Consider the following 20,665-nt stretch of genomic DNA (forward strand, 5'->3'; position numbering starts at 1 on the left):
AAGGTACGCTCTTGACGGTGAAGTCCCTTGCGGATGGAGCTATTGAGAGTCGCAGATACCAGGTGGCTGCAACTGTTTATTAAAAACACAGCACTGTGCAAAATCGTAAGATGACGTATACGGTGTGACGCCTGCCCGGTGCCGGAAGGTTAATTGATGGGGTTAGACTTCGGTCGAAGCTCTTGATCGAAGCCCCGGTAAACGGCGGCCGTAACTATAACGGTCCTAAGGTAGCGAAATTCCTTGTCGGGTAAGTTCCGACCTGCACGAATGGCGTAATGATGGCCACGCTGTCTCCACCCGAGACTCAGTGAAATTGAAATCGCTGTGAAGATGCAGTGTACCCGCGGCTAGACGGAAAGACCCCGTGAACCTTTACTACAGCTTGGCACTGAACATTGAGCCTACATGTGTAGGATAGGTGGGAGGCTTTGAAGCAGGTACGCCAGTATCTGTGGAGCCGACCTTGAAATACCACCCTTGTATGTTTGATGTTCTAACTTAGCCCCGTTATCCGGGGTGAGGACAGTGCCTGGTGGGTAGTTTGACTGGGGCGGTCTCCTCCCAAAGAGTAACGGAGGAGCACGAAGGTGGGCTAATCACGGTTGGACATCGTGAGGTTAGTGCAATGGCATAAGCCCGCTTGACTGCGAGAATGACAATTCGAGCAGGTGCGAAAGCAGGTCATAGTGATCCGGTGGTTCTGAATGGAAGGGCCATCGCTCAACGGATAAAAGGTACTCCGGGGATAACAGGCTGATACCGCCCAAGAGTTCATATCGACGGCGGTGTTTGGCACCTCGATGTCGGCTCATCACATCCTGGGGCTGAAGTCGGTCCCAAGGGTATGGCTGTTCGCCATTTAAAGTGGTACGCGAGCTGGGTTTAGAACGTCGTGAGACAGTTCGGTCCCTATCTGCCGTGGGCGTTGGAAGATTGAAGGGGGCTGCTCCTAGTACGAGAGGACCGGAGTGGACGAACCTCTGGTGTTCGGGTTGTGTCGCCAGACGCATTGCCCGGTAGCTAAGTTCGGAATCGATAACCGCTGAAAGCATCTAAGCGGGAAGCGAGCCCTGAGATGAGTCTTCCCTGATACTTTAAGTATCCTTAAGGGTTGTTCGAGACTAGAACGTTGATAGGCAGGGTGTGTAAGCGCTGTGAGGCGTTGAGCTAACCTGTACTAATTGCCCGTGAGGCTTAACCATACAACACCCAAAGGGTTTTGATGGACTCAATGAAAGAACATTGAATGTGTAAGAACGTAAACAGCTTTCCGAATTAAAGAATTTGCTTGGCGACCATAGCGATTTGGACCCACCTGATTCCATGCCGAACTCAGAAGTGAAACGAATTAGCGCCGATGGTAGTGTGGGGTTTCCCCATGTGAGAGTAGGACATCGCCAGGCTTCAAATTATGGACACTTGCTTAGGCGAGTGATACCACTGCGGAGTGGTAGTTCAGTTGGTTAGAATACCGGCCTGTCACGCCGGGGGTCGCGGGTTCGAGTCCCGTCCACTCCGCCACTTATATGAGAGTCGTCTCGATAAACACGAAGATAGGGGTGTAGCTCCAATTGGCAGAGCAGCGGATTCCCCAAAGTCCTCGAGAAGGCGCGTGTTGGGAGTTCGAATATCTCTTCCACGAACAATTTGAACCTATTTTAGGGGTGTAGCTCCAATTGGCAGAGCAGCGGATTCCAAATCCGCGTGTTGGGAGTTCGAATCTCTCCACCCCTGCCATATCTAAGGCTCTAGTCGAAAGACTAGAGCCTTTTTGTATCTATAAAAACCCGTGGTTGTGGCTGTCACCCAATGCTCAGAGCAGCGGATTATCCCTATTCCAAATCGGCACGTATCGGGTGCTCGAATCTCTAGATTACCAGTCCCGTCTTCCTGGTATCTCTATTAGGAACTCTCGTTTTCGAACTTTTTGACTAACCAACACGTCACGAAATATCGATAACTAGCGTTCGGAAAGCCAAGCTTGCTAAAAGCGATATTGCCTTTAACCAGCATGCTGATGGGGATATCTATCGTTAGATACAAAAAAGCCCACTCGAGGAGTGGGCTAGAAATAGGGTGAAGTTTCGGTTACTTCAGGATAGCTTCGTTACCATTTTCACGGATGTGCTTAAGCATACCTTTCACGCCACGTGCGCTTGATGCCACAACGTTGCCTGACTTCATGTACTCTGTGCCGCCTGCAAAGTCTGTCACGATTGCGCCAGCTTCACGAGCAATCAGTTCACCTGCAGCGATGTCCCAAGGTTTCAGTCCTAGCTCGAAGTAACCGTCTACGCGGCCGGCAGCCATGTAGCATAGGTCCAACGCAGCTGAGCCAGTGCGACGGAAGTCTGAACAGTCAACAAAGAGCGCTGAAAGAATTTTTAGGTAAGATTCAGAGTGCTGTTTCTGCTTGAATGGAAAACCCGTTGCAAGCACAGTGCCTTGTAGATCTTTTAGCTGTTTCACACGGATGCGCGCATTGTTGAGCTGTGCACCTGCGCCACGTTGCGCTGTAAACAGTTCATTAAGCATAGGATCGTAAACACACGCTACTTCCGTTTTACCTTTAAAACGAACAGCGATAGAAACGCAGAAATGAGGCAAACCTTTCACAAAGTTTGTGGTGCCATCCAGTGGGTCGATGATCCATTGTACGTCTTTATCTTTACCTTCAATAACCCCATTTTCTTCTGCAACAATGCAGTGCTCTGGGTATGAAGCCTTGATGGTATCGATAATGATAGCTTCTGCTTCTTTGTCGACGTTAGTGACAAAGTCGTTCGTGCCTTTCTGAGTTGATTCGATCTTCTCAGCATTTTCTAAAGATTTAGCAATATGGTTGCCAGCTTTTCGTGCAGCACGAATAGCGATATTAAGCATTGGATGCATACTAATTTCCCAACGGATGTTAAAGAACAGAAAAACGGGCGGGAGTATATCAGATTGCTCGATAAATGGAAGTGGTTATTTTTTGAACTCTTAACTTTTATGCTCTTAAGGGTCTGACCATTTTACTCAGGTATATGTTAATATCTCGCAGCGGTTTTTATCTTGGTACGGTTTGATGTTAAATAACGTTAAGGTTGTCTTAGTTGGCACCTCACATTCGGGCAATATTGGTTCTGCAGCGCGTGCGATGAAAGTCATGGGCTTATCCAACATGGTGTTGGTCGATCCTCAATGTGAAGTTGATGAACAAGCGATTGCGTTGGCGTCGGGGGCATCGGACATTGCGTTGAACGCCGAAGTGGTCAGCACCTTAGAAGAGGCAGTAAAAGAGTGTGTGCTCGTGGTGGGTTCGAGTGCCCGCTCCAGAACCCTTGAATGGCCGATGTTGACACCAAGAGAGTGCGGCAAAAAATTTGTCGCTGAAGGGCAGCAGGCACCTGTAGCCCTTGTCTTTGGGCGAGAACGAACTGGTCTAACTAACGAGGAGTTGCAAACGTGTCACTATCACGTGTGCATACCTGCTAACCCGGAGTACAGCTCTCTCAACCTCGCTATGGCAGTGCAAACCCTCAGCTACGAAGTCCGAGTGGCTTATCTCGATGCCGAGCAAGCGCAATATGCCCCATCTGAAGCTGAATACCCCAAGCATAAAGAGTTGGAAATGTTCTTTGAGCACCTTGAAAAAGTCGCGACCGAGACCCAGTTTATAAATCAGCAGCAGCCCGGTAAAGTGATGAACAAGGTTCGCCGGTTGTTCAATCGAGCGAGGCCAGAGGCCCAAGAGCTCAATATTTTACGCGGTATGTTGAGCGCTATCGAGAAGCAGCTTTCCAAAGGGTAAAGCCACAGTAAGCTTAGGGATGAATACCTGAGTAAATTAGTCAATTAAATACTTGACCATTTTGGTCAAGTATGAAAAACTTCCTACCACATAAACGATGTGGATATGGTGTTATATGAGACTTACATCTAAAGGAAGATACGCAGTGACAGCCATGTTAGATGTGGCTCTGCACTCACAACAAAATCCAGTGCCGCTTGCGGACATTTCTGAGCGTCAAGGCATCTCCTTGTCTTACTTAGAGCAACTGTTTTCTAAGCTACGTAAAGCTGGCCTAGTGGCGAGTGTACGTGGCCCTGGTGGTGGTTACCGTCTTGGTGCAGAAGCGAATACTATTGCTATTGGTACTGTTATCGCAGCGGTCGATGAGTCGGTCGATGCGACGAAATGCAATGGTAAAGGTGACTGCCAAGGTGGTACTCGCTGCCTAACTCATACGCTATGGCGTGACCTGAGTTCTCGAATTAGTGATTTCCTCAACAACATCACACTCGGTGAGTTGATGAATGACAATGAAGTATTAGAAATTTCAGACCGTCAAGATATCGATCTTGCTGTCAATCATGGGTTTACCAACAAAAATACAAGCACCGCACCCATCGGTGTCAACGTCCGCTCTTAAGCGGTCTGCCTGTTACATTGGAGTAGAGAATGAAACTGCCGATTTATTTAGATTATTCAGCGACTTGCCCAGTTGATCCACGTGTTGCTGAAAAAATGGTTCAGTACATGACAATGGACGGTACGTTTGGCAACCCTGCATCACGTTCACACCGTTACGGTTGGCAGGCTGAAGAGGCGGTAGACACGGCCCGTGAGAACATTGCAGATTTGCTCAATGCAGATCCTCGTGAAATCGTCTTTACGTCAGGCGCGACTGAATCTGACAACCTCGCTATCAAAGGTGCTGCACACTTCTATGAGAAGAAAGGTAAACATATCATTACCTGCAAAACCGAGCACAAAGCAGTTCTTGATCCTTGCCGTCAATTAGAGCGTGAAGGCTTTGAGGTGACATACCTAGAGCCAGAATCAAACGGCATCATCGATATGAATAAGCTTGAAGCGGCGATGCGTGACGACACGGTTCTTGTATCTATCATGCATGTGAACAACGAAATCGGTGTGATTCAAGATATCGCCTCTATTGGTGAGTTGTGTCGTGAGCGCAAGATTGTTTTCCACGTCGATGCAGCGCAGTCTGCGGGCAAAGTGCCTATCGATGTTCAAGAGATGAAAGTTGATCTGATTTCTCTTTCAGCGCACAAAGCGTACGGTCCTAAAGGCATTGGCGCCTTGTACGTTCGTCGTAAGCCTCGTATTCGTCTAGAAGCGCAAATGCACGGTGGTGGTCATGAACGCGGATTCCGTTCTGGCACACTGGCAACACATCAGATTGTCGGTATGGGCGAAGCCTTCCGTATCGCAAAGGAAGAGATGCAGAAAGATCACGACCATGCTTTGGCATTGCGTGAGCGTCTACTCAATGGTGTGAAAGACTTAGAAGCCGTGACCATCAATGGTGACTTAGAGCAACGTGTACCACAAAACCTAAACATCAGCTTCGCGTTTGTAGAAGGTGAATCTTTGCTTATGTCGCTGAAAGATCTTGCGGTGTCTTCAGGCAGTGCGTGTACCTCTGCTAGCCTAGAGCCATCTTATGTACTGCGCGCTCTCGGTTTAGATGATGAACTGGCACACAGCTCAATTCGCTTCTCATTTGGTCGTTTCACCACTGAAGAAGAAATTGATTACGCAATTGAACAAATTCGCGTAGCGGTAAACAAGCTACGTGACATGTCTCCTCTATGGGATATGTACAAGGAAGGGGTCGACCTAAGCACTGTTGAGTGGGCGCACCACTAATAGATAGGTTTCCCCAGGGAATGAGATAGAGGATTCGAGGTAAATATCATGGCATACAGCGAAAAAGTAATTGATCACTACGAAAACCCACGTAACGTTGGTTCGTTTGATAAAGAAGATCCATCGGTTGGTAGCGGCATGGTTGGCGCACCAGCGTGTGGTGACGTAATGAAACTGCAAATCAAAGTGACCCCAGAGGGCATTATTGAAGACGCGAAATTTAAGACTTACGGTTGTGGTAGCGCGATTGCGTCTAGCTCTCTCGTCACAGAGTGGGTAAAAGGTAAGAGCATCGATGAAGCCGCGGCGATTAAGAACGCGGAAATTGCTGAGGAGCTCGAGCTTCCACCGGTAAAAGTACACTGCTCTATTTTGGCGGAAGACGCCATTAAAGCAGCCGTTGCTGACTATAAGAAAAAACACCAACAATAAGTTACAATGGGAGGCTCGCTCTCCCATTATCATCGTCAAATAAAAAACTAAGGTGCAGTATGGCCATCACAATGACAGAGACAGCGGCAAGCCGCGTAAGAACCTTCTTAGAAAACCGAGGTAAAGGCATTGGCTTGCGCTTGGGTGTGAAAACGACAGGTTGCTCTGGTATGGCGTATGTGCTCGAGTTTGTCGATGATCTCAATGAAGAAGATGAAGTATTTGAGCATTCTGGTGTCAAAGTGATCATTGACAAGAAAAGCCTCGTTTACCTAGATGGCACCGAACTTGATTATGTTAAGGAAGGGCTCAACGAAGGTTTCGAGTTCAACAACCCGAACGCAAAAGGCGAGTGTGGTTGTGGTGAGAGCTTTAACGTTTAATTGATGATATGGGTAGGGCATGTCCCTACCGATTGACGACCAAGGACAGAATTCTTAATGAATTACTTTGAATTATTTGGGCTACCAAGTCAGTTTAATCTGGATGGTAGCCTTCTTTCTTCACAGTTCCGTGAACTCCAGAAGCGTTTTCATCCAGACAACTTTGCCAGTGGTTCTGAGCGTGATCGTTTAATGGCGGTACAGAAAGCTTCTGAGATCAATGACGCTTACCACGTGCTAAAAAATCCCATCAGCCGGGCGGAGTATATTCTGCAACAGCAAGGGGTGGACATCCGCTCGGAGCAGCAGACGATGCAGGATCCGATGTTTCTCATGGAGCAAATGGAGCTGCGTGAAGAGCTAGAAGAAATGAGCCAGAGTGGCGATGTGGAGACGGCGCTGTTTGACTTCGATGCGAAAGTCAGCCGCATGCATCAGCAGCAGTTGGAGAGTATGCAGCAGCAACTGGATGAACAACGCTGGATAGAAGCAGCGGACAGCGTCAGAAAACTTAAATTCATTGCGAAATTAAAACACGAAATTGAGCGAGTCGAAGATAACCTCCTCGGCTAGTGAGTAACAAGGATCCATCATGGCATTACTTCAAATTGCAGAGCCTGGCCAGAGTTCTGCTCCCCATGAGCACAAACTCGCGGCGGGTATTGATTTAGGTACAACCAACTCTCTGGTGGCTTCGGTACAAAGTGGCCAAGCCAAGACATTAAAAGATGAGCAAGGTCGAAGCCTATTGCCTTCGATTGTGAACTACTCGGGTGACAACATCGAAGTAGGCTATGACGCCGCTGCTCTAGCTGAGGCGGATCCGGAAAACACCATTATTTCCGTTAAACGCTTGATTGGACGCTCTTTATCCGACATCCAAACGCGTTACCCCAACTTACCTTATGAGATGCAAGCCAGTGACAATGGATTGCCAGTACTGCGCACTGCAATGGGGAACAAGAACCCAATTGAAGTTTCGGCAGATATTTTGCGCTCACTGGGTCAACGCGCAGAACAAAGCCTAGGTGGCGAACTGGCTGGCGTTGTCATTACTGTGCCAGCCTACTTTGATGATGCGCAGCGCGCGGGCACAAAAGATGCGGCAAAACTGGCTGGTCTGCATGTGCTACGTTTGCTCAATGAGCCAACCGCCGCCGCGATTGCGTATGGTTTGGACTCCGGGCAAGAAGGCGTGATCGCGGTTTACGATCTTGGTGGCGGCACTTTTGATATCTCAATTCTCCGCCTCTCTAAAGGCGTTTTTGAGGTATTGGCGACAGGCGGTGATTCTGCGTTGGGCGGCGATGATTTCGATCACTTGCTCGCTGATTATCTGATCGACAAAGCCGGGATAACCACGCGCCTTTCCAGTCATGATTACCGCGTAGCCCTTAATGTGGCCACTCGAACCAAAATTGCTTTTTCAGATCAAGAGGCCGTTGATGTCTCGCTGCTCAATTGGCAAGGTACGGTGACGCGCGCAGAATTCGAAACATTGATTCAACCGCTAGTGAAAAAAACACTGCTGACTTGTCGCCGTGCACTGAAAGATGCGCAGGTTGAAGCCAATGAAGTGCAAGAAGTCGTGATGGTTGGCGGTTCCACACGAACGTTGCTAGTGCGTGAAATGGTCGGTGAGTTCTTTAACCGCACTCCGCTGACCAGCATCAATCCAGATGAAGTGGTGGCGATTGGCGCAGGTATCCAAGCGGATGTGTTGGCAGGCAACAAACCGGACTCTGAAATGTTGCTGCTGGATGTGATTCCATTGTCGCTCGGCATCGAGACAATGGGAGGATTGGTTGAAAAAATCATTCCACGCAATACGACGATTCCTGTTGCTCGTGCGCAAGAATTTACGACTTTCAAAGATGGTCAAACAGCGATGAGTGTGCACATTGTGCAAGGTGAACGTGAAATGGTGGACGATTGTCGCTCATTAGCTCGTTTCTCCCTAAAAGGCATTCCGCCGATGGCCGCTGGTGCAGCGCACGTCCGTGTGACCTACCAAGTCGATGCAGATGGTTTGCTCTCAGTGACTGCGATGGAAAAGAGCACGGGCGTTCAGTCTGAAATTCAAGTGAAACCGTCATACGGTCTCAGTGACGATGAAGTCGCGAACATGCTACGTGACTCCATGACGCACGCCAAAGAAGACATGATGGCTCGCGCATTGGCAGAGCAGCGTGTAGAGGCTGACCGTGTGATTGAAGGTCTACTCGCCGCCATGCAAGCGGATGGCGATGAGCTACTTTCAGAACAAGAGCGCCAACAACTGTTGCACGTTATCGAGCAATTGATAGCGCTACGTAATGGTGATGATGCCGATGCGATTGAGCAAGGTATCAAAGAAACAGACAAAGCGAGCCAAGACTTCGCCTCTCGTCGTATGGACAAATCGATTCGCGCGGCACTGTCTGGTCAGTCCGTGGACGAACTATAAGAGAAACACGTTATGCCTAAGATTATTGTATTGCCTCACGAAGATTTGTGCCCTGAAGGGGTGGTGCTAGACGCCCAATCGGGCGAAACGGTACTGGATGTGGCATTAAAAAACGGAATTGGAATTGAACATGCATGCGAAAAATCGTGTGCATGCACGACGTGCCACGTTGTGATCCGTGAAGGCTTTGATTCGCTCGAAGAGAGCGATGAGCTGGAAGATGACATGCTAGATAAAGCGTGGGGTTTGGAGCCAGAATCACGCCTGGGCTGTCAAGCGAGAGTCGCGGATGAAGATTTGGTTGTGGAAATACCAAAGTACACATTGAACCACGCATCAGAAGATCATTAATCACTGTACCCCATGTGAGTTGAAACAGGAAGGTAAGCAATGAAATGGACAGATTCACGCGATATTGCCATCGAGCTGTGTGACAAATTTCCAGATACGGATCCTAAAACCGTGCGCTTTACGGATCTTCATCAGTGGATTTTAGAGCTCGATGACTTCGATGATGAGCCCAACCGCTCCAATGAAAAAATCCTCGAAGCCGTCATCTTATGCTGGATGGATGAGATGGATTAACGCGGGTTGAGAGAAAACCTTGCAGAGTTAACAAAACTTACTAAAAAAAACGGACCCTATGGTCCGTTTTTTTATCAAGTTGACACTTTAACCCTACAAAATGCTAACATCCGTCAAAGCATAGAATAAGAGCGTAGGCAGCGCTCAGATAAGACAAGGAGAAACCATGTCTACAACGATGTCTGTTTTTTTAAGCCAACAAGCCGCCGCACCACAATGGGGTGAAAAAGCCATCCTTTCATTCGTGGCGAATGGCGCAACGATCCACCTTAGCGACAGTCATGATTTAGGCGCGATTCAGCGTGCTGCGCGCAAGTTAGAAGCGCAAGGTATTCGAGAAGCTTCACTCGAGGGCGAAGGATGGGATCTAGAAAGCATTTGGGCTTTCCATCAAGGCTTCCGTGCCCCGAAGAAAACCAGCCTGCTTTCCTGGGGCGCTCTGTCAGATGCGGATCAAGCTGAGCTCGATGCGCGCATCAAAGCGACAGAGTTCACCCGAGATATAATCAATAAACCCGCTGAAGAGGTGGCACCACGTCAGCTGGCCACTATGGCGGCAGAGTTCATTAAATCCGTTGCACCAGAAGGGACAGTGACGGCACGTATTGTTAAAGACAAAGACCTTCTCGCTGAAGATTGGCAGGGTATCTATGCCGTCGGTCGTGGCTCAGAGCGCACATCCGCAATGCTGCAATTGGATTACAACCCGACCGGTGATGAGAATGCACCCGTCTTTGCTTGCCTTGTAGGTAAAGGCATCACGTTTGACTCAGGCGGCTACAGTCTAAAACCTTCGAACATGATGACGGCAATGAAGTCAGACATGGGCGGCGCTGGGACGATCACTGGCGGTCTCGCCCTCGCGATCATGCGTGGCTTGAACAAACGTGTGAAGCTTATCCTTTGCTGTGCAGAGAATATGATTTCAGGCCGAGCACTTAAACTGGGTGACATCATTACCTACAAAAATGGTAAAACCGTTGAAATCATGAATACGGACGCTGAAGGCCGTCTGGTATTGGCGGATGGTTTGATTTATGCGAGCGAGCAGCAGCCCGAGCTGATTATTGATTGCGCGACCCTCACTGGTGCAGCCAAACATGCGCTTGGTAATGACTACCATGCACTGTTTAGTTTTGACGATGAGCTAGCGCATCAAGCGCTGACCTCTGCGAAAGCAGAGAAAGAGGGATTGTGGCCGCTACCATTAGCGGACTTCCACCGTGGCATGTTGCCGTCTAACTTTGCCGATCTTTCTAACATCAGCAGTGGCGACTATGCACCAGGTGCGAGTACCGCAGCCGCGTTCTTGTCCTACTTCGTTGCTGATTACAAAAAAGGTTGGTTGCATTTTGACTGTGCGGCCACTTACCGCAAGGGTCCTACGGACAAGTGGGCCGCAGGCGCTACGGGCGTCGGCGTACGAACCTTAGCGCGTGTACTGCAAGAGCAGGCTGGCGAATAGTGACATGGCCGTAAGGCCATGTTCTATTGTGATTACACAACACCCTATATTTTCATATAACTATACTAATGACTGAAGGATGACTTATGGCTCTAGAAAGAACCTTTTCCATTATCAAGCCCGATGCGGTAGAGAGAAATCTGATTGGTGAGATTTACCATCGCATTGAAAAAGCGGGGCTTCGTATCATTGCTGCGAAAATGGTCCATTTAACCCAAGAACAGGCCAGTGGTTTTTACGCTGAACACGAAGGGAAGCCTTTTTTTCCTGCATTGAAAGAGTTTATGACTTCAGGCCCGATTATGGTTCAAGTTCTAGAAGGGGAAAATGCGATTGCCCGTTACCGTGAGCTGATGGGAACAACAAACCCTGAAGAAGCCGCTTGCGGCACGATTCGTGCTGACTATGCGCTGAGTATGCGTCACAACTCGGTTCACGGTTCTGACAGCCCTGAGTCGGCAGCGCGCGAGATCGAGTTCTTCTTCCCTCAGTCAGAAATCTGCCCACGTTAATTGTTATTCGGGCAGAAAATGATCAATGCTGTTTGCCTTGGCAAGCAGCATTTTTTATCGCGAGATATCGAATCAATCCGGTTGAGATTAGTAAGAAAGACTGAAAATTCCTGCTAAGATTGATGGGAAAAGTTTTTTTGAACACAAGTGCACACGAGGGTATCAGTCTTGACAGATTGTGATATACTCTGCGCGCAATTTATACCTTATAAACAGAGTAAGACAATGGCAGATTTATCAAAGTACAGAAACATTGGTATTTTCGCGCACGTTGATGCGGGTAAAACTACCACCACTGAGCGTATCCTTAAGCTTACTGGTAAAATCCACAAAACTGGTGAAGTACATGACGGTGAGTCTACGACTGACTTCATGGAGCAGGAAGCTGAGCGCGGTATTACTATCCAGTCTGCTGCGGTAACTTGTGAGTGGAATGGCCACCGCCTAAACGTTATCGATACTCCGGGACACGTTGACTTTACAGTTGAAGTATACCGTTCACTAAAAGTTCTTGATGGTGGTATCGGTGTTTTCTGTGGTTCTGGTGGTGTTGAGCCTCAGTCAGAAACGAACTGGCGCTACGCGAACGAATCAGAAGTATCTCGTCTGATCTTCGTAAACAAACTAGACCGTATGGGCGCAGACTTCTTCAACGTTGTTGACCAAGTTAAGAACGTTCTAGCGGCTAACCCACTAGTGATGGTTCTTCCAATCGGCCGTGAAGATGACTTCGTTGGTGTGGTTGATCTGCTATCTCGTAAAGCGTACGTATGGGATGACTCTGGTCTTCCTGAGAACTACGAAATCTTAGACGTTCCAGCTGACATGGTTGATGACGTTGAACAGTACCGTGAAGAGCTAATCGAAACGGCTGTTGAGCAAGACGACGACCTAATGGAAGCGTACATGGAAGGTGAAGAGCCTTCTATCGAAGACATCAAGCGTTGTATCCGTAAAGGTACACGTGACCTAGCATTCTTCCCTACATTCTGTGGTTCTGCATTTAAGAACAAGGGTGTTCAGCTAGTACTAGACGCAGTGGTAGATTACTTACCATCGCCAACAGAAGTGGAGCCTCAGCCTCTAACTGATCCAGAAACTGGTGAGCCAACTGGTGAAGTTGCAACAGTATCTGCAGACGAGCCTCTACGTGCTCTAGCGTTTAAGATCATGGACGACCGCTTCGGCGCACTAACCTTCATCCGTATCTACTCAGGTGTGATGAAGAAAGGTGATACGATCCTTAACGCGGCAACAGGTAAAACTGAGCGTATCGGCCGTATGTGTGAAATGCAAGCTGATGACCGTAACGAGATCACTGAAGCGCAAGCGGGTGACATCATCGCTGTTGTTGGTATGAAGAACGTTCAAACAGGTCACACTCTATGTGATCCTAAGCACGAATGTACTCTAGAGCCAATGATCTTCCCTGAGCCAGTAATCTCGATTGCTGTATCACCAAAAGACAAAGGTTCAACTGAGAAAATGGGTATCGCGATCGGTAAAATGGTTGCAGAAGATCCATCTTTCCAAGTAGAGACTGACGAAGATTCAGGCGAAACTATCCTAAAAGGTATGGGTGAACTTCACCTAGACATCAAGGTAGACATCCTTAAGCGTACTTACGGTGTTGAGCTAGAAGTCGGTGCACCGCAGGTAGCTTACCGTGAGACTATCACTCAAGCAGTTGAAGATAGCTACACGCACAAGAAGCAGTCTGGTGGTTCTGGTCAGTTCGGTAAGATTGACTACCGTATCAAACCAGGTGAGCCAAACTCTGGCTTTACGTTCAAGTCAACAGTTGTTGGTGGTAACGTACCTAAAGAATTCTGGCCTGCAGTAGAGAAAGGCTTCGCGAGCATGATGGAAACGGGTGTTCTAGCTGGCTTCCCTACGCTAGACGTAGAAGTTGAGCTATTCGACGGTGGCTTCCACGCAGTTGACTCATCAGCAATCGCTTACGAAATTGCAGCGAAAGGTGCATTCCGTCAGTCTATGCCTAAAGCAGGTGCTCAGCTTCTAGAGCCTATCATGCACGTTGACGTATTCTCACCAGATGACAACGTAGGTGATGTAATCGGTGACCTCAACCGTCGTCGTGGCATGATCAAAGATCAACAAGCTGGTGCAACAGGTGTTCGTATTAAAGCTGACGTTCCTCTATCTGAGATGTTCGGCTACATCGGTCACCTACGTACTATCACTTCTGGTCGTGGTCAGTTCTCTATGGAGTTCGCTCACTACGCACCATGTCCAGCAAACGTTGCTGAGCAAGTTATCGCTGAAGTGAAAGAGCGCAACGCTAAGAAGTAATTCTTAACCGCGTATCACTTGTGTGATGATTACAAACCTTCGATGCGAAAGCATCGGAGGTTTTTTTATGCCTATTTTTGACCACGTTTTCTCTTTAGACCAGCAGTTATCGGCGCTCGCTAAGCGATAACAAATATTGTTCATAACGATTAATTAATTTCCCTTTCAATTGATTAACAATTAAATAATTATGCGCCCGAATCCCAGCGCGTTGCTGGACAGGTTGGATCGCATACCATGAAAGTGTTTTCTAAAGTAGTGGGTCTGAGCGCATTGTTACTCAGCCTTTCTTCTCACGCAGATAATAAAGTTTTGAACGTTTACGCTTGGGGTGGCTACTTGCCAGAAGCGTCATTAAAAGCGTTCGAGAAACAAGAAGGCGTAACGATTAACTATTCAACATTTGAAAATAATGAATCAATGTACACCAAGTTAAAACTGGTGAAAGGCTCAGGTTACGATGTGGTATTCGCTTCGGCCTACTTTATCGAGAAAATGGGACGTGAAGGACTACTGGCTGAGATAGATCATGCGCAAGTCCAGAATATGGGCGACGCGATGGAAGGGTTATTGGGCCAAGCTCATGATCCTGACAACCGTTACTCTTTGCCTTACATTTGGGGCGTGACGGGCATCAGCTACAATGAATCCCTTGTTGACGAGCCTGTCACCAAATGGGCACAGCTTTGGGATGCGAAATACGCACAACAGGTGATGCTGATCGACGATATTCGTGACGTATTTGGTATGGCGCTGAAATTGAACGGTCATAGCATCAACACGAAGAACGAAGACGAGATCAAGCAGGCCTACGAATCGTTAGTAGCCTTGAGAGATAACGTCCTACTCTATAACTCAGATGCACCACAAATGCCTTACGTTTCCGGTGAAGCCTCTGTTGGTATGCAGTGGAATGGTAATGCCTACCAAGGCCAAGTCGAAATGCCAGAGCTGAAGTTTGTGATGCCAGAAGAGGGCGCGGTATTGTGGATGGATAACTTTACTATTCCATCAGGCAGCCAAAACAAAGCATTGGCACACAAGTTCATTAACTTTATGTACCAAGCTGAGCAGCAAGCTGAGATCGTCAATAGCCTAGGCTATGCGTCCGCAACGAATGCAGGCCGCGCATTGCTAGCTGACGAACTTAAGAATAACCCGACGATTTTCCCAGCGGTGGAAGACATCAAGAAAGGGGAGTTCATTAACGATGTTGGTGCTGAGACCTTAGCGGTGTATGAGAAGTACTGGCAACGTCTAAGAACCCAATAATCGGGTCGGCTCTAAGCTTAAACGTAACACACCCCTAGCGAGATATCGCTGGGGGCGATGTCATTCACAAGGGGCAATTTCATTACTCAGCCAGTGGGCGAAAGCTTGAATACGATCGCGCCTTGTCGATTCTCTATCATAGAAGAGATTAAATTGAATGCCCGGGGTCATGCCGATATCGAAGGGCTTCATGAGTAGTCCACGTTCGACGTAATCAGCCGCGAGTGAGTCAGAGACTAAGCAGGCGCCATGCCCGGCCATGACGGCGTTCATTGCGTGATCGAAGGTACTGACATCCATCCAACGAACCGACTCTTTTTCCATCTTTATACCGGCTTTAGCAAACCAACTTTTCCAAGGGTAACCGCCAGACTCATAGTGAATTAACCAACTGGCGAGCAGCTGTTCGGGTTGAGTCAGGTTAATGGACTTGGCTAAGTGAGGGGAGCAAAAAGGATAAATGATCTCTTCAAACAGGAACTCTTTGTGAAGTTTCGATGGGCACTCTTCACCCAGCGTCTCACCTTGCCAAATGACCACATCCGCTTCACCTTGTTTTAAGTTTGGCGCGTCACAGCTAGTGATGATCCGAATGGGGATGTTGGGATGCTGGCTTGAGAACTTCCATAGACGTGGCAATAACCAGCGAGAGGCAAATGAAGGCGTAGAGCTGACACAGAGCAATCCTTCGACCGGCTCAGCTTGAATCTGATTGAGCCCCGAAATGATCTGTTCGAACCCATGAGAGACATGCTTATACAGCACCTTGCCTTGCTCTGTGAGACGCATTTCCCGACCATCACGCACGAACAGTTTGCATCCTAAGCCATCTTCAAGTTGACGTATTTTTTGGCTCACCGCCGCCTGACTGACGAACAGCGCTTCAGCCGCTCGACTGTAGCTGTTGTGCCTCGCCGCGACTTCGAAATACCGTAACCCCGGAAGATGATGCAGCCTTGCATCCATAGACGATCCTTTTCAATCACATTTTGCTCGTCACTATACATGACGAAAAAAAGGAGAACCATGTTCTCCTTAACTTCTCGATAAGATAGCGCGACTAGCGTTACTCTTCCCAGACAACGAGTTGACCTTTCGGCCAGTTGTGGCCCTCGTCGTGGTACTTCTGTTCCAGTACATGGCGTTTGATCTTGAGTGTGGGCGTTAGAATGCCATTTTCGATGCTCCACGGCTCTTTGATCATCAGTACCCCTTTGATTTGCTCATGCGATTCGAGCTCTTGGTTCATCCGCGCAATCACTTTTTTGGTGGTGCGTTCATAGCGAGCACGGTCAAAGTTAGGAAAGTCATGCGGGACGACGAGCAAAATCGGGGCGGGCAGACCGAGGCCAATTAAACACATCATTTCAACGCGGCTGTATTCGAACAATTTCTTCTCAATGGGCACTGGCGCGACAAATTTACCTTTGGCGGTTTTGAAGGTGTCTTTCTTGCGTCCTTGAATGGTCAAGTAGCCTTCAGCATCGATAGCGCCGATGTCGCCAGTATGTAGCCAACCTTCGCTGTCGAATGACTCCTGACTGGCAATGTCATTTTTGTAGTAGCCAGAGAACATCCCTTTACTGCGTACCATGATTTCATCATCGTCGGCAATTTTGAGTTCGATTCCGGGGCCAGCATTGCCGACACTGCCAATCTTATCAGCGCGGAACGGGTAGTTGAGTGTGCTGTAGGCAAAGGACTCAGTCATCCCCCAAGCCTCAGTAATATTGAGGCCGACACTGTGATACCAATCGAGCAAAGCGGGTGACACCGGCGCAGAGCCACAGCCGAGCACGCGTGCTTGATCTAAGCCCAGGCCATCGGCGAGCTTTTTCTTGATAAGGGAATTAACGAACGGAATCTTGAGCAGAATATTGAGCTTCCTCTGTGGCAATTTATCTTGGATACGCTGTTGGAACAGAGTCCAGAGTCTGGGAACAGAGATAAACAGAGTCGGGCGCTGCATTTTGACATCTTCGATAAAGGTATCAAGTGACTCTGGGAAGGCCGTTTGGACGCCACCCATGATGGAGGACCCAAAGATGTACACACGCTCGGTAATGTGCGCCAAAGGGAGGTAGGAGAATAGGCGATCGTTCTCTTCAATGCCGATATGATTGATCAACTGCTGCGCAGACCAACTGAATGCGCCATAAGTCAACATTGCCCCTTTCGGTAGACCCGATGTCCCTGATGTATACACCAGCGACATTAACTTATCATCGCAGTGCTCGGCACGAAAATCCGTTGGAGCATGCTGCGCCATTAAGTCGTTGAACTGATGTTGGCACTTTGGCGCAGTGTCATAGGGCAGCGCGATAGTGATCAAGCCTGCTTGACCATCAATTACTTCCTGAGTGGCGCCAGCATCATCGAGTTTGCCGCCAATCAGAGCTTTACTTTCACTATGGGTCACACAGTATTCAATCGTGTCAGCACCGGCGGTCGGGAAGATGGGCACGCTGACAAAATCGCCCAACATCATCGCCAAGTCACAAATGAACCACTCGGCGCAGTTTTTCGATACCAGTGCGACTTTGTCACGTGGTTTAAGACCTAGCGCTTGCAGTGCTGAGACTAATCTGAGCGCTTTGTCTGCAACCTCGGCGTAAGTGTATTCGACAAACTGGCGGTTGATGATCTGTTTTAGATAGACCTGATTAGGGCGTTCCTCTGCCCATTTCAAAATCATCTCGTTCGGTGGGGGGAGAGCACAGGACGGTTTGCGTAACTCGTTAGGCTGAATCATTCTCTAACTCCGTGTTATTGGCAAATGGGTACATTATTTTTATTGTTAACAGCTTGTTAACTTTAGCATGTAAATGAAAAGTGAGTGAAGCGAATCCTAGGGGGCAAACTGGTAAGATGTGATGAAACAGAGGATTTCAAGGTGAAGCGAACGGTGTAGATGTGAGCCGTCTGGCATTGTGTTGTATGTAGCGATACATTTGCGAGCGCTTTGCACGCTCGCAAACCCTGTGAGAACGACTAGAGGGTCAGGTGGCCGACCACCGCGCCTAAAAGCATAAAGAGCACCACCATCCATACAATCGGTAGTTTGTATTGTTTCATCAAGTAAATACCGAGCACGACGAGCGCCAGATCCACCGAAGATAAAACCGCGCTACTAAACACAGGTTGATACAAGGCCGCCAACAATAATCCCACCACGGCGGCATTCACGCCTTGCAACGCGCCTGACACGGCGGGCCTTTGCGCCAACGATTGCCAGTTTTTCAGTACGCCTAAGAGCAGCAGAAACCCGGGTAAGAAGACCGCGAGGGTGGCCAGTAGAGCCCCAAAAATCGGCGCGTTCGGCAGTAAGGCGTAGCCGATGTAAGTGGCAAACGTGAACATCGGACCCGGGACGGCTTGTGCGGCGGCGTACCCGGTGAGGAAGAGATCTTGTGACAGCCTATCACCGACCAACTCTTGCAGCAGTGGCAGAACCACATGACCGCCACCAAAAACCAAACTACCCGCTTGGAAAAAGTCATTAAATAGCTGCAATGCATCAGAACGTGCTGCGACTAAGGGTAAACCCATGAACAGCACAGCAAAAAATGCGAGAGGCCATAGGCTTGGAGTAAAGGCACTCGGCGGCGTTGACGTTTCGCGGCCTAAGAACTTTACGCCAATCGCAGCGGCCAGCAACAAAACCATCACTTGGGTGACAATGCTCGGCATAACGAGCAGTGCGATCGCAGTCGCCACGCAGAGGCTGACGCTTAGGCGAGTTTGGCAGAAGTTCTTGTACATCCCTAAGGTGGCATCGGCGACCACAACCACTGCCAGTAACTTCAGTCCGTGGACGATATGTTGAAACAACGTGGCATCGGTGACTTGGCTGCTGACCAATGCGAGCGCCAACATGATCACGATAGAGGGGGTGGTAAAGCCGATAAAGGCGGCAAGGGCACCAAGCAATCCGCCTTTTTTGTAGCCTAACGCGAAGCCGACTTGGCTTGAACCTGGGCCGGGTAGAAACTGACTGAGCGCGACGATTTGCGCGTATTCCTCATCACTGAGCCATCGGCGTTTTTTTACAAAGGTATGACGAAAATAACCGATATGGGCGGCAGGGCCACCAAAGCTAATCCAGCCTAGCCAAAAGAAGGTTTTGAAAATCGCTAGCATTGCTCAACGCATCCTTAGTGTGATTGAAAAACAAGGCATTATAGAGAGAGGAAGGTTGGCCTTGTCAGTAAGGGCGTCATGGTCTCAATGGAATATGTCACTTTTATGACAAAGATTGGCACTGAAAAGCTCAGTAACAAATTGGGTGAGTGAATACGAGTGACAAAGAGAGGGGATAACAAACAAGGCCAGCCAAAGGGCTGACCTGTTCAACGTGAGGAGTTAAAACGCCTTACTCTATGCGAATGCCTTGGCCATCGAATAGGTGACAATCGCTCTGTTTGCAGCTTAGCGCCATAGTTTGGAATTTAGTGACCTCTTGATCGCCAGGTAGGTGTACTTTGAACCCATCAACGCCACAAGATTGACCAAACATGTAGGTGCTGTTGCCCAACCGTTCGACTACTTCACTTTGGAACTCAATCTGCACTGGGTTGTCATTGTTGATCTCTAAATGTTCAGGACGAATACCGAGAGTGACTTTATCGCCAGCGTGCAGTGCGCGCTGCACCGCGGGCAGATGGAATACCTTGCCGTCTTGACTTACCAAGGTCAGGCCAGAGCTATTGGCTTGCTCGACTTGGGTTGGAATGAAGTTCATTTTCGGTGAGCCGATGAAGCCAGCAACAAATTCGTTTTGCGGTTTGTGGTAGAGCTCTAGCGGCGAGCCCACCTGCTCAACACGACCATCGCGCAGGACGACGATTTTATCGGCGAGCGTCATGGCTTCGACTTGATCGTGCGTTACGTAGATCATGGTGTTTTGCAGATCTTGATGCAGCTTGGCGATTTGCAGACGCATGTCGACGCGCAGTTCTGCATCGAGGTTGGAGAGGGGCTCATCAAAAAGGAACACTTTGGGGTTACGTACAATGGCGCGGCCAATAGCGACACGCTGACGCTGACCGCCAGAGAGCTCTTTTGGTTTACGCTGCAACAAGTGATCAAGCTGTAGCGTTTTCGCCGCGCCGTTCACTTGCTTGTCGATGTACTCTTTAGGGTGACCGTTCATTTTCAGGCCAAAGCCCATATTCTCTTCAACAGTCATATGAGGGTAGAGGGCGTAAGATTGGAATACCATCGCCACGCCTCGCTCGGCAGGATCAACGTCATTGACGATGTGGTTGTCGATACTGATTTCGCCTTCGGTGATCTCTTCTAAACCAGCCACAAGACGAAGCAGGGTCGATTTACCACAACCGGATGGTCCAACAAAAACCACAAACTCTCCATTGTCGATCTCAAGATCCACACCATGGATGGTTTGAACGTCACCGAAACGCTTGATGACTTTCTTTAAGCTGATGTCAGCCATAAATACTCCTTGCCCATATGGCTTAAAAATTTCGTTTTATGAGCGAATGCGCTCGTTTAACGTGAGTTGTTTTTTGTTTCTGTCTAAAACATACGCTTTTCCGCGATTTTTGTTAGTTGCTCAATGGCAATAGTTGATCC

18 protein-coding genes, 2 tRNA genes and 2 rRNA genes are annotated in these 20,665 nt (G+C 48.7%); 17 read left to right on the forward strand and 5 right to left on the reverse strand.

What is annotated here, in order from left to right:
• The 4 genes from AC6R1A_RS00230 to AC6R1A_RS00245 form a co-directional block, all read left to right on the forward strand.
• A 23S ribosomal RNA gene (locus tag AC6R1A_RS00230) occupies positions 1-1,205 on the forward strand; the annotation flags it as partial.
• A gap of 85 nt (positions 1,206-1,290) precedes the next feature.
• Positions 1,291-1,406: ribosomal RNA gene (gene rrf / locus AC6R1A_RS00235) — 5S ribosomal RNA — on the forward strand.
• Between the two features lie 41 nt (positions 1,407-1,447).
• Positions 1,448-1,524 (forward strand) — tRNA-Asp (locus tag AC6R1A_RS00240).
• A 139-nt stretch (positions 1,525-1,663) separates the two neighbouring features.
• Positions 1,664-1,740 (forward strand) — tRNA-Trp (locus tag AC6R1A_RS00245).
• A gap of 351 nt (positions 1,741-2,091) precedes the next feature.
• Here the strand turns inward: AC6R1A_RS00245 and suhB are convergent.
• Complete coding sequence (gene suhB / locus AC6R1A_RS00250; protein WP_500626970.1) at positions 2,092-2,895, reverse strand: inositol-1-monophosphatase; 804 nt, start codon at positions 2,893-2,895, stop codon at positions 2,092-2,094.
• A gap of 175 nt (positions 2,896-3,070) precedes the next feature.
• Here suhB and trmJ point away from each other — a divergent pair, with 175 nt between their 5' ends.
• The 13 genes from trmJ to AC6R1A_RS00315 all read left to right on the forward strand — a co-directional run bounded on the left by trmJ (position 3,071) and on the right by AC6R1A_RS00315 (position 15,070).
• The gene (gene trmJ, locus AC6R1A_RS00255; RefSeq protein WP_500633022.1) at positions 3,071-3,796 is read left to right on the forward strand and encodes a tRNA (cytosine(32)/uridine(32)-2'-O)-methyltransferase TrmJ; all 726 of its coding nucleotides are present in this window, start codon (positions 3,071-3,073) and stop codon (positions 3,794-3,796) included.
• A gap of 115 nt (positions 3,797-3,911) precedes the next feature.
• Entirely contained in the window at positions 3,912-4,418 is a 507-nt protein-coding gene (gene iscR / locus AC6R1A_RS00260; protein WP_334551450.1) for a Fe-S cluster assembly transcriptional regulator IscR, read from the forward strand.
• Between the two features lie 29 nt (positions 4,419-4,447).
• Positions 4,448-5,662: an IscS subfamily cysteine desulfurase gene (locus AC6R1A_RS00265; protein WP_334551449.1), complete on the forward strand. Its 1,215-nt coding sequence runs from the start codon at positions 4,448-4,450 to the stop codon at positions 5,660-5,662.
• 48 nt (positions 5,663-5,710) lie between these two features.
• The gene (iscU, locus tag AC6R1A_RS00270; protein WP_138970401.1) at positions 5,711-6,094 is read left to right on the forward strand and encodes a Fe-S cluster assembly scaffold IscU; all 384 of its coding nucleotides are present in this window, start codon (positions 5,711-5,713) and stop codon (positions 6,092-6,094) included.
• Between the two features lie 59 nt (positions 6,095-6,153).
• Positions 6,154-6,477: an iron-sulfur cluster assembly protein IscA gene (iscA, locus tag AC6R1A_RS00275; protein WP_334551446.1), complete on the forward strand. Its 324-nt coding sequence runs from the start codon at positions 6,154-6,156 to the stop codon at positions 6,475-6,477.
• 57 nt (positions 6,478-6,534) lie between these two features.
• Complete coding sequence (gene hscB, locus AC6R1A_RS00280) at positions 6,535-7,050, forward strand: co-chaperone HscB (protein ID WP_334551445.1); 516 nt, start codon at positions 6,535-6,537, stop codon at positions 7,048-7,050.
• Between the two features lie 19 nt (positions 7,051-7,069).
• On the forward strand, positions 7,070-8,923 hold the full coding sequence (gene hscA, locus AC6R1A_RS00285; protein WP_500633023.1) for a Fe-S protein assembly chaperone HscA: 1,854 nt from the start codon (positions 7,070-7,072) through the stop codon (positions 8,921-8,923).
• A gap of 12 nt (positions 8,924-8,935) precedes the next feature.
• Positions 8,936-9,274, forward strand: a complete 339-nt coding sequence (gene fdx, locus AC6R1A_RS00290; RefSeq protein WP_500631702.1) for an ISC system 2Fe-2S type ferredoxin — start codon at positions 8,936-8,938, stop codon at positions 9,272-9,274.
• A 39-nt stretch (positions 9,275-9,313) separates the two neighbouring features.
• Positions 9,314-9,508, forward strand: a complete 195-nt coding sequence (gene iscX / locus AC6R1A_RS00295) for a Fe-S cluster assembly protein IscX (protein ID WP_334551440.1) — start codon at positions 9,314-9,316, stop codon at positions 9,506-9,508.
• 166 nt (positions 9,509-9,674) lie between these two features.
• Complete coding sequence (gene pepB, locus AC6R1A_RS00300; RefSeq protein WP_500633024.1) at positions 9,675-10,973, forward strand: aminopeptidase PepB; 1,299 nt, start codon at positions 9,675-9,677, stop codon at positions 10,971-10,973.
• An 86-nt stretch (positions 10,974-11,059) separates the two neighbouring features.
• Positions 11,060-11,485, forward strand: a complete 426-nt coding sequence (gene ndk / locus AC6R1A_RS00305) for a nucleoside-diphosphate kinase (RefSeq protein WP_334551437.1) — start codon at positions 11,060-11,062, stop codon at positions 11,483-11,485.
• A gap of 225 nt (positions 11,486-11,710) precedes the next feature.
• Entirely contained in the window at positions 11,711-13,798 is a 2,088-nt protein-coding gene (gene fusA, locus AC6R1A_RS00310) for an elongation factor G (RefSeq protein ID WP_500631704.1), read from the forward strand.
• Positions 13,799-14,035: 237 nt separating this feature from the next.
• The gene (locus tag AC6R1A_RS00315) at positions 14,036-15,070 is read left to right on the forward strand and encodes an ABC transporter substrate-binding protein (RefSeq protein WP_500633025.1); all 1,035 of its coding nucleotides are present in this window, start codon (positions 14,036-14,038) and stop codon (positions 15,068-15,070) included.
• Positions 15,071-15,130: 60 nt separating this feature from the next.
• On the opposite strand, the gene AC6R1A_RS00320 is transcribed toward AC6R1A_RS00315, so the two are convergent.
• The 4 genes from AC6R1A_RS00320 to AC6R1A_RS00335 form a co-directional block, all read right to left on the reverse strand.
• A complete protein-coding gene (locus AC6R1A_RS00320) occupies positions 15,131-16,036 on the reverse strand; it encodes a LysR substrate-binding domain-containing protein (RefSeq protein WP_500633026.1) in 906 nt (301 codons plus the stop codon).
• Between the two features lie 100 nt (positions 16,037-16,136).
• Positions 16,137-17,822, reverse strand: coding sequence for an AMP-binding protein (locus AC6R1A_RS00325; RefSeq protein WP_500633027.1), 1,686 nt, complete (start codon positions 17,820-17,822; stop codon positions 16,137-16,139).
• 239 nt (positions 17,823-18,061) lie between these two features.
• Entirely contained in the window at positions 18,062-19,210 is a 1,149-nt protein-coding gene (chrA, locus tag AC6R1A_RS00330) for a chromate efflux transporter (RefSeq protein WP_500633028.1), read from the reverse strand.
• Positions 19,211-19,442: 232 nt separating this feature from the next.
• Positions 19,443-20,525: an ABC transporter ATP-binding protein gene (locus tag AC6R1A_RS00335; RefSeq protein ID WP_500631708.1), complete on the reverse strand. Its 1,083-nt coding sequence runs from the start codon at positions 20,523-20,525 to the stop codon at positions 19,443-19,445.
• Positions 20,526-20,665: the final 140 nt, after the last annotated feature.

This window comes from Vibrio sp. R10-SG3-ISO3 (assembly GCF_059834225.1).

Excerpts from the sequence above, each read along its gene's own strand:
- suhB (WP_500626970.1), bottom strand. The coding sequence starts at position 2,895 with ATGCATCCAATGCTTAATATCGCTATTCGTGCTGCACGAAAAGCTGGC.
- trmJ (WP_500633022.1), top strand. The coding sequence starts at position 3,071 with ATGTTAAATAACGTTAAGGTTGTCTTAGTTGGCACCTCACATTCGGGC.
- iscR (WP_334551450.1), top strand. The coding sequence starts at position 3,912 with ATGAGACTTACATCTAAAGGAAGATACGCAGTGACAGCCATGTTAGAT.
- AC6R1A_RS00265 (WP_334551449.1), top strand. The coding sequence starts at position 4,448 with ATGAAACTGCCGATTTATTTAGATTATTCAGCGACTTGCCCAGTTGAT.
- iscU (WP_138970401.1), top strand. The coding sequence starts at position 5,711 with ATGGCATACAGCGAAAAAGTAATTGATCACTACGAAAACCCACGTAAC.
- iscA (WP_334551446.1), top strand. The coding sequence starts at position 6,154 with ATGGCCATCACAATGACAGAGACAGCGGCAAGCCGCGTAAGAACCTTC.
- hscB (WP_334551445.1), top strand. The coding sequence starts at position 6,535 with ATGAATTACTTTGAATTATTTGGGCTACCAAGTCAGTTTAATCTGGAT.
- hscA (WP_500633023.1), top strand. The coding sequence starts at position 7,070 with ATGGCATTACTTCAAATTGCAGAGCCTGGCCAGAGTTCTGCTCCCCAT.
- fdx (WP_500631702.1), top strand. The coding sequence starts at position 8,936 with ATGCCTAAGATTATTGTATTGCCTCACGAAGATTTGTGCCCTGAAGGG.
- iscX (WP_334551440.1), top strand. The coding sequence starts at position 9,314 with ATGAAATGGACAGATTCACGCGATATTGCCATCGAGCTGTGTGACAAA.
- pepB (WP_500633024.1), top strand. The coding sequence starts at position 9,675 with ATGTCTACAACGATGTCTGTTTTTTTAAGCCAACAAGCCGCCGCACCA.
- ndk (WP_334551437.1), top strand. The coding sequence starts at position 11,060 with ATGGCTCTAGAAAGAACCTTTTCCATTATCAAGCCCGATGCGGTAGAG.
- fusA (WP_500631704.1), top strand. The coding sequence starts at position 11,711 with ATGGCAGATTTATCAAAGTACAGAAACATTGGTATTTTCGCGCACGTT.
- AC6R1A_RS00315 (WP_500633025.1), top strand. The coding sequence starts at position 14,036 with ATGAAAGTGTTTTCTAAAGTAGTGGGTCTGAGCGCATTGTTACTCAGC.
- AC6R1A_RS00320 (WP_500633026.1), bottom strand. The coding sequence starts at position 16,036 with ATGGATGCAAGGCTGCATCATCTTCCGGGGTTACGGTATTTCGAAGTC.
- AC6R1A_RS00325 (WP_500633027.1), bottom strand. The coding sequence starts at position 17,822 with ATGATTCAGCCTAACGAGTTACGCAAACCGTCCTGTGCTCTCCCCCCA.
- chrA (WP_500633028.1), bottom strand. The coding sequence starts at position 19,210 with ATGCTAGCGATTTTCAAAACCTTCTTTTGGCTAGGCTGGATTAGCTTT.
- AC6R1A_RS00335 (WP_500631708.1), bottom strand. The coding sequence starts at position 20,525 with ATGGCTGACATCAGCTTAAAGAAAGTCATCAAGCGTTTCGGTGACGTT.